The organism is Mesorhizobium sp. WSM4884 (assembly GCF_029625675.1).
In the GTDB taxonomy this organism is placed as follows: domain Bacteria; phylum Pseudomonadota; class Alphaproteobacteria; order Rhizobiales; family Rhizobiaceae; genus Mesorhizobium.
This window is the reverse complement of the sequence record NZ_JARTVO010000042.1, coordinates 1-7,560: the sequence shown is the minus strand read 5'-3', so window position 1 is coordinate 7,560 and position 7,560 is coordinate 1. Positions and strand designations below refer to the sequence as shown.

Annotated in this window: 11 protein-coding genes; 6 read left to right on the top strand and 5 right to left on the bottom strand. The window is 64.5% G+C overall.

Annotation, left to right across the window (positions count from 1 at the left end; all coding sequences use genetic code 11):
• Positions 1 to 147: 147 nt before the first annotated feature.
• The 4 genes from P9236_RS30525 to P9236_RS30510 form a co-directional block, all read right to left on the bottom strand.
• Positions 148 to 639 carry an SRPBCC domain-containing protein gene (locus P9236_RS30525; RefSeq protein WP_278078191.1) on the bottom strand — a complete coding sequence of 164 codons (492 nt, stop codon included), beginning with the start codon at positions 637 to 639 and terminating at the stop codon, positions 148 to 150.
• Between the two features lie 38 nt (positions 640 to 677).
• A complete protein-coding gene (locus P9236_RS30520; RefSeq protein WP_278078190.1) occupies positions 678 to 1,127 on the bottom strand; it encodes an SRPBCC family protein in 450 nt (149 codons plus the stop codon).
• A complete protein-coding gene (locus P9236_RS30515; RefSeq protein ID WP_278078193.1) occupies positions 1,124 to 1,438 on the bottom strand; it encodes a metalloregulator ArsR/SmtB family transcription factor in 315 nt (104 codons plus the stop codon). The genes P9236_RS30520 and P9236_RS30515 overlap by 4 nt, the downstream gene beginning before the upstream one ends.
• Before the next feature lie 239 nt (positions 1,439 to 1,677).
• A complete protein-coding gene (locus P9236_RS30510; RefSeq protein ID WP_278078189.1) occupies positions 1,678 to 2,103 on the bottom strand; it encodes a GNAT family N-acetyltransferase in 426 nt (141 codons plus the stop codon).
• Positions 2,104 to 2,262: 159 nt separating this feature from the next.
• On the opposite strand from P9236_RS30510, the gene leuD reads away from it, so the two are divergent.
• The 6 genes from leuD (at position 2,263) to P9236_RS30480 (ending at position 6,683) form a co-directional block, all read left to right on the top strand.
• The gene (gene leuD, locus P9236_RS30505; RefSeq protein ID WP_278078188.1) at positions 2,263 to 2,868 is read left to right on the top strand and encodes a 3-isopropylmalate dehydratase small subunit; all 606 of its coding nucleotides are present in this window, start codon (positions 2,263 to 2,265) and stop codon (positions 2,866 to 2,868) included.
• 123 nt (positions 2,869 to 2,991) lie between these two features.
• The gene (locus P9236_RS30500; protein ID WP_278078187.1) at positions 2,992 to 3,942 is read left to right on the top strand and encodes a hypothetical protein; all 951 of its coding nucleotides are present in this window, start codon (positions 2,992 to 2,994) and stop codon (positions 3,940 to 3,942) included.
• 208 nt (positions 3,943 to 4,150) lie between these two features.
• A complete protein-coding gene (locus P9236_RS30495; RefSeq protein ID WP_278078186.1) occupies positions 4,151 to 4,534 on the top strand; it encodes a RidA family protein in 384 nt (127 codons plus the stop codon).
• Between the two features lie 65 nt (positions 4,535 to 4,599).
• Positions 4,600 to 4,950 carry a VOC family protein gene (locus P9236_RS30490; protein WP_278078192.1) on the top strand — a complete coding sequence of 117 codons (351 nt, stop codon included), beginning with the start codon at positions 4,600 to 4,602 and terminating at the stop codon, positions 4,948 to 4,950.
• A 138-nt stretch (positions 4,951 to 5,088) separates the two neighbouring features.
• Positions 5,089 to 6,192: a 3-isopropylmalate dehydrogenase gene (leuB, locus tag P9236_RS30485; protein ID WP_278078185.1), complete on the top strand. Its 1,104-nt coding sequence runs from the start codon at positions 5,089 to 5,091 to the stop codon at positions 6,190 to 6,192.
• 5 nt (positions 6,193 to 6,197) lie between these two features.
• Positions 6,198 to 6,683, top strand: coding sequence for a GNAT family N-acetyltransferase (locus P9236_RS30480; RefSeq protein WP_278078184.1), 486 nt, complete (start codon positions 6,198 to 6,200; stop codon positions 6,681 to 6,683).
• On the opposite strand, the gene P9236_RS30475 is transcribed toward P9236_RS30480, so the two are convergent.
• Positions 6,673 to 7,386: a DUF805 domain-containing protein gene (locus P9236_RS30475; protein WP_278078183.1), complete on the bottom strand. Its 714-nt coding sequence runs from the start codon at positions 7,384 to 7,386 to the stop codon at positions 6,673 to 6,675. The two genes, P9236_RS30480 and P9236_RS30475, sit on opposite strands and share 11 nt — an antisense overlap.
• Positions 7,387 to 7,560: the final 174 nt, after the last annotated feature.

Below are 7,560 nucleotides of genomic sequence, written 5' to 3'. Positions count from 1 at the left end.
CCCTTGTGGGAGAAGGTGTCGCCGAAGGCGACGGATGAGGGGTGTTCCAGGGAAAGCCGACGTCTCACTCCGCTGGAACACCCCTCATCCGTCTCGGCGCTGCGCGCCGAGCCACCTTCCCCCACAAGGGGGGAAGGGGCGCTCGCGCTAGGCCGCCCGCCGTCCTTCGCCGAAATAGCTTTGCAGCCACCCAAGCACCCGCGCCCAGCCCTCGGCGTGCTCTGCCGCTGCATCGGCAAACCCTGCAAATCCGCCATGGCAGATGGTGAGCCGCGTACCGCCAGCGGTCGGCTCCAGCAGATAGGCGACCGTCGTTTCGTTCCGGCCGAGCGTCGGGTGATCCCAGTCATAGCGCCTCGTCTGCACGATACGGCGCGGCATCTCTATCTCGAGGAACATCCCGCCGGCGGGCAGGCGCCTGCCGTCGGCTGTCCGTACGGTGACGTTCCAAGTCCCGCCGACGCGCAGATCGGCGGTCCAGCCGGTCATCCGGTAGGTCTCCGGTGAACCCCACCAGCGCTCGACGTCAGTGGTGACCAGCGCCGCAAGGACCTGCTCCGGCGATGCGAGGATTTCGGCCGCGGCCATGACCGTCTCGGCGTTCGCCATGGCTCGCGGCCAGTTATGCGGCAGCATCATTGCAACCTCCCCAGCGGTTGTTCGATATCGAACGAGGCTCAGCCCTTTGACGGCGGGCGCTCGAAACCCTTGCCGGTCTCGAGCAGGCTCTTCAGGCTCGCCAGCACCAGCGGCCAGCCCTTGGCGACATTCGCGATCAGCCGGTGCGGGCCGTCGGCCTCGTGGGTGACGGCGAGCTTCACAAGCTCGCCATCCTGCTCGATGGTGAAGGTGCAGCGGGTGTAGCCGTCCTCCTTCACCTCGGGCATCCATTCGTTGCGCCATTTGATGACCAGGCGTCTTGGCGGGTCGATCTCGAGGATCTCGCCCGAGTCGGCGACGCGGCCGTCGGGGAAGACCAGCTTCCAGCTCGAGCCCACCTTCCAGTCGCTCTCCTGGTAGGAGCAGAGGAAGAACTGCCGGTTGAACTCAGGGTCGGTCAGCGCCGTCCAAAGCTTTTCCGGCGTGGTGCGGATATAGGTGACATAGACGAAGCTGTTGTCGCTCATGGGTCTTCCCTTTCAAGTCGTTTCTTCAGCTCGCTCAATGCATCCAGCCGATGGCGCTCGAACTTGCCGATCCAGCGCTCGGCGATCTCGTTGATCGGAACCGGGTTGAGGTAGTGCTCCTTTTCGCGCCCGTTGCGGACGGTGCTGATCAGGTTTGCTTCTTCCAGGATCGCCAGGTGCTTGGTCACCGCCTGGCGCGTCATATCCATCCGTTCGCACAGCGCATTCAGCGTCTGCCCGTTCCGGGCATAGAGGCTGTCCAGCAATTGCCGGCGGGTCGGGTCGGCCAAAGCGCGAAAGACGGCATCCATGCTCATGGCTTTAATATGCAACCATTTGGTTGCATGTCAAGCAGTGGCGAAAATATTCTGCCGCCTGATTGCTGCTTGCCGGATTGTGCATGTCTTGAGGCGCCTCCGCATTTGAACAGCGGGTCGATCCGGCTCGCCCATGCGGCCCACCCCTGATACGACCGGCGGCCGTGTGGCCAATCGTGGACCCCTTGCCGGTTCCAGGCAGGAATCGGCTCCGATATCGATGGCGGTTCAGATCAGTGCTTGCGGGAGAACCAGAAAGCGTCGGTCATGCGTTTCATGCCGATGCGCTCGTAGAAGCCGACGGCGTCGGGCATCGAGATCAGGCCGATGCCGACCGCAGGGCCGAGCTGGCGGCGCGCCTCGTCCATCAGGCCCTTGCCGATGCCGAGCCCTTGCGCCGAGGCGGACACGGCGAGCTCGGAAATGTAGCAGACCCAAGAGAAGTCGGTAACGCCGCGGGCAATGCCGACTAGCGGCTTGCCTTCGATATCGAGCCGCGCCGTCAGGACAAGGCTGGCGTTGGCAAGCATCGTCTTCAGGCGGGTCTCGTCATCGACCGGCCGCGTTTCGCCGAGGCGGGATTCCACCAGCACGCGGCGGAATTCGGCCACATCGAGCTTGGGCTCGCTTGCGTAGAGGACCTTGGAAGTCGCTGCCATGCCGCCAAGGTGCCAGATCGATCGGCGTTTTGAAAGCAGGCGATGCTGGTCTTGCGTCCAATGGCCCAAACTCAACTGCCAACAGCTGCCTTTCATTTGCCAGTCGCTTTGTGTAAACCGTGCGCCAGCAATTCCCGCAGAACCAGACGGGCAAGGACCATGGACAAATTCACCAAGCTCACCGGCGTCGCCGCGCCAATGCCGATCGTCAACATCGACACCGACATGATCATCCCGAAGGATTACCTGAAGACGATCAAGCGCACCGGGCTTGGCACCGGCCTGTTCGCCGAGATGCGCTACAAGGACGACGGCTCGGAAAATCCGGATTTCGTGCTCAACAAGCCCGCCTACCGCAAGGCGCAGATCCTGGTCGCCGGCGACAATTTCGGCTGCGGCTCGAGCCGCGAGCACGCGCCCTGGGCGCTGCTCGATTTCGGCATTCGCTGCGTGATCTCGACCTCGTTCGCCGACATTTTCTACAACAACTGCTTCAAGAACGGCATCCTGCCGATCACAGTCAGCCCGGAAGACCTGGACAAGCTGATGGACGACGCCTCGCGCGGCTCGAACGCGACGCTGTCGGTCGATCTCGAGGCCAAGGAAATCCGCGGGCCGGATGGCGGCGTGGTCAAGTTCGACCTCGACGACTTCAAGCGCCACTGCCTGCTCAACGGCCTCGACGACATCGGGCTGACCATGGAGAAGGCCGGCGCCATCGCTTCGTTCGAGAAGAAGAACGCCGAGCTGCGCCCCTGGGCCTGAGCGGCACGAACGGATAGGCCCGGCCATTTGAATTTGCGCATGTCTTTGCCCGAAACCGGTACCCCCTTTCGGGAGACATGCTTCGCCGGCCGGGCTCGTGGCGGCTGAATGGGAGGGACAGTCATGACACGCTCGCTTCTGGCCGGCGCCTGCGCCTCGGCGGCAATCCTTCTGGCCCTGGCCGGCGCCAATGCGCAGACCGACGCCCCGGCCACGCAGCCGGCGCCCGCGGCGTCCGACCAGTCCACCGCCGGCCAGGGTGCCGCCGATCAGGGATCGGCTGACGACCAGGCCGCGTCGGATGAGGAAAAGCAGGGCCCGATCCCCTTCGAAGGCGGGCAGTTCACCATCACCCAGCAGGAACAGTATGGCGAGAAGGTGCTGGCCTATGACGGCAAAGAGCTCGCCAGCAATTACGACGTCTTCTTCGAGAAGATCGTCGAGGTCGGCGGCGTCAAGGTCGCGCTGTTCGATGTCGGCGATGGCGGCAATCAATGCGGCCCGGCCAGCGTCATCGCCTGGAAGACGGAGGGCGGCGAGATCCAGACTGTCACCGTCGAGCAGGACGAGTGCGGCGCGCCGCCGGTCGCGGTTTCCGACAGCGCCATCTACTACGTGCCCTATCTGCTGCCGGGGGAGACGAGGCCGGCGCTGCAATGGTCACCGACCGGCGGGCTGACGACGTCCGGCAACCTCACCTACACGCCGGAACCCGGCACCGACTGGAAGGATGTCGATCCGTCGAAATACGACAACATCATCGACGCGTTCCACAACGAGGCCGTCTACAAGGCGGCCGAAGCGCTGCTCGGCAAGGACATGCCCGACGTGGCGACCAGCCTGCTGGTGGGCGGCGGCACCGAGAAGACGGCGTCGGGCGCCTTCTACGCCAGCGGCTGCGTGCCGCATGATTGCGGCGGCAATGACGGCTTCATGGCGGTCGACCCGGCGAAGCATCAGGTCTATTTCGCCCGCCGCGGCGACAATGGCGAACCGCAAGCCTGGCCCGACGTCAAGAGCTGGCCGGCGGATATCAAGAAGGTGCTGGACGAGGCGCAGGGATCAGGGAATTAGGTTCGCGGCAGTGGTGCCGGCCGTGAGGTCGTGTACCAACGGAAAATGATCATCGCCGCGATCCTTCCCACCCCCCTCTGGCCGGCAGGCCAGAGGGGGGTGCTGTCCCGCCAGCATCAAAGTTTTGCACCGCCAGCCTAATGCTCTCTGGCTCACGACTGGCTCGCCTCTCCCGTTAAGAATGCTTCGAAATGATCGCGAGGCTCCCATGCGCAAGCTCATCTCCACCGGCTCCCCCTTCGAAAAGACCGCCGGCTATTCGCGTGCGGTGGTGCAGGGCGACTGGTGTTTCGTGTCGGGAACGACCGGCTACGACTATGCCACCATGACCATGCCCGAGACGGTCGAGGCGCAGACGCGCAATTGCCTTGCGACAATCGCCAAGGCGCTTGCCGACGGCGGCTTCGACATGGCCGATGTGGTGCGGGCGCACTATTATATCACCGACCAGGCCTATGTTGACGTTGTCTTTCCGATCCTCGGCGAGATGTTCGGCGATATCCGCCCGGCGGCGACGATGATCGTCTGCCAACTCAACAAGCCTGAGATGAAGATCGAGATCGAGGTGACGGCGCTCCGGCGCACGGCCTGATGCCTGCCGCGCCAAGCGCGAAGCGGCTGGGGACAACGACAGCGTGACGCGAGGATCGACCCATGGTGAAGGTCAGGCGCATTGTCGCCAACGTCGAAACGCCAGACGTCGCGGCGGCGAAACGCTTCTATGAGGACGTTCTTGGTCTCGACGTGCTGATGGATCAAGGCTGGATCGTAACCTACGGTTCCGGGGAAACGATGCGGGTGCAGATGAGCTTCATGTCGCAAGGCGGCTCTGGCACGCCGGTGCCGGATCTGTCCATCGAGGTCGACGATGTCGATGACGCGCTCGACCTCATGCGCAAGGCGGGCTTTATCATCGAATATGGTCCGGCCGACGAGCCCTGGGGCGTGCGGCGGTTTTATGTGCGCGACCCGTTCGGCCGGCTGGTGAATATTCTGTCGCATCGGTGAGGGCATCTCTCGTTGGCGCTTTGCGAGACGTCGGCGGGACAGAGGGGGTGTGAAGGATCTCGGCGCTCGTACCCTTGCGCCCAGCCCGCTTGGCGTTTAGCAAGACCGCGGTTCAATTCTCTTTCCGGACGGTTCTCCATGGCTTCGAAAAATCTCTTCCTGCTCGCCGGCGACGGCATCGGCCCCGAGGCCATGGCCGAGGTGAAGAAGCTGATTGGCGCCATGAATAAGAAGCTCGGCAGCGGCTTTGCCACCGACGAAGGGCTGGTCGGCGGCTGCGCCTACGACGCGCATGGCGCGGCGATCTCCGACGCCGACATGGAAAAGGCGATGGCGGCGGACGCTGTGCTGTTCGGCGCCGTCGGCGGGCCGAAATGGGACAAGGTGCCTTACGAGGTACGCCCCGAGGCCGGGCTTTTGCGCCTGCGCAAGGACATGGAGCTGTTCGCCAATCTGCGTCCGGCGATCTGCTATCCGGCGCTCGCGGCATCCTCGTCGCTCAAGCAGGAGGTGGTCGAAGGCCTCGACATATTGATCGTGCGCGAGCTCACCGGCGGCGTCTATTTCGGCGAGCCGAAGCAGATCATCGATCTCGGCAACGGCCAGAAGCGCGGCATCGACACCCAGGTCTACGACACGTTCGAGATCGAGCGCATTTCCGGCGTCGCCTTCGAGCTGGCGCGGACGCGCCGGAATCATGTCACCTCGATGGAAAAGCGCAACGTCATGAAATCGGGCGTGCTGTGGAACGAGGTGGTCAGCCAGACGCACAAGGCCAAATACAGCGACGTCAAGCTCGACCACATGCTGGCCGACGCCGGCGGCATGCAGCTGGTGCGCTGGCCGAAGCAGTTCGACGTCATCGTCACCGACAATCTATTCGGCGACATGCTTTCCGACATCGCCGCCATGCTCACCGGCTCGATCGGCATGCTGCCTTCGGCCTCGCTCGGCGCGCCGGATGCCAAGACCAAGAAGCGCAAGGCGCTCTACGAGCCGGTGCACGGCTCTGCGCCCGACATCGCCGGCAAGGGCATCGCCAATCCGATCGCGATGATCGCGTCCTTCGCCATGTGCCTGCGCTATTCCTTCGGCATGGTGGCGGAAGCCGACAAGCTCGAGGCGGCGATCGCCGCCGTGCTCGACGACGGGCTGCGCACCAAGGACATCATGTCCGAAGGCATGAGCGAGGTTGGCACGGTCGAGATGGGCGACGCCATCATCGCCAAGTTCCTGGGCTAGCTCAGATGGCGGTCGACGTCCGCTGGGCGACGACCGAAGACGCCGAGGCGCTCGCCACCGTGCTTTGCGAGATGGCGACGCACTATCGGCAGGCGCCGCTCGATCACGGCCGGGCGGCGGCCTCGGCGAGGCAGTGGCTCGGCGACGAAAGCCCGGCCTATCCGCATTTCGCGCTGGCCTTCGCGGGTGGCGAGGTGGCCGGCCTTGCTTCGGTCGCGATCGCGCATCCAGGCATCGATCTCGAACGGCTGATGTTTTTGAAGGACCTGTTCGTGCGTGAGAGCGCCCGCAATAGGGGCGTCGGCGAGGCGCTGGTCAGTTTTCTTGCGGGCCATTGCCTGGACAAGGGCATCGGCCGCATCGACCTCACCAGCGAGGACTGGAACGAGGGTGCGCTGCGCTTCTACGCCCGGCTCGGCGCCGAGCGCCACGGGCAAAAGATCTTCCTCAGGCTGTCGGGCGAGGCGCTGAGGACGGCTGCTAAAATCTGACGCCGGCCGGCACCGGCCCCCACTTGTTGTCGGCGGCCTGGGTGGGGATCAGCGCGAAGACGAGCGTGGCGAGCCCGCCGACATAGGGCACGAAGCAGAGGATCGCGAGCCAGCCGGTCAGGCCGAGATCGTGCAGGCGGCGCACGATAAGCGCCACCCACGGCAGGAACGTCAGCAGCACGTAAAGACCGAAGAGGCCGAGCATGACGATCGGCGTGTCGCCGCCGCCCTCGACATCGCCTCGCGACAGGTCCACGGACAGCCCGACGCCGATGGCGACGGCGAGTCCGATCGTCCAGAACAGGCAAAAGCCCCAGAACTCCTTGCGTCGGGCCCGGCCGGAGACGTTGATGTAATTCGTCGTGAGGCCGCGCCAGAAATAGCTCCATATACTGGTGGATTCCGCCGACCCGCTCTCGGCGCTGCGGCCAAAATGCACAGGCGCCGCCGGTGCGTTGCCCGGCAGCTGGACTGCTGCCGCCGCGGCAGGAGCTGCGCTCTCCGCCGGGCCGGTCATACGGGCACGGACGGAAAAGATGTTGCTTGCCCGATCGCCGTTCGGCTGGAATTCGACCGCGTCGCCCCTTGCCAGCGCCATCTCGCGGCGCAGGTTCTCGCGCGCGAAGCTGTAGCGCTTGCCGTCGGCACCGGCGATGAAACCGAAGCCCTGATGCTCGTCATAGTGAAGAACTTCGCCGCGCATTGCCCATCCCCCAATTGCCGCGCATGCCCAGACTGTTCAAAGTCGCGGCGGATCGCAAGAGGGTTGCGCGAGCGGAGCCAACTCGCGGGCACCACGCTTTCGTCATGTATGGACGGCCCCTTTTAGGCAAGAGGCAAAATGGCGACGACGGCGTGGGTCTGGAGCGGTCATGTA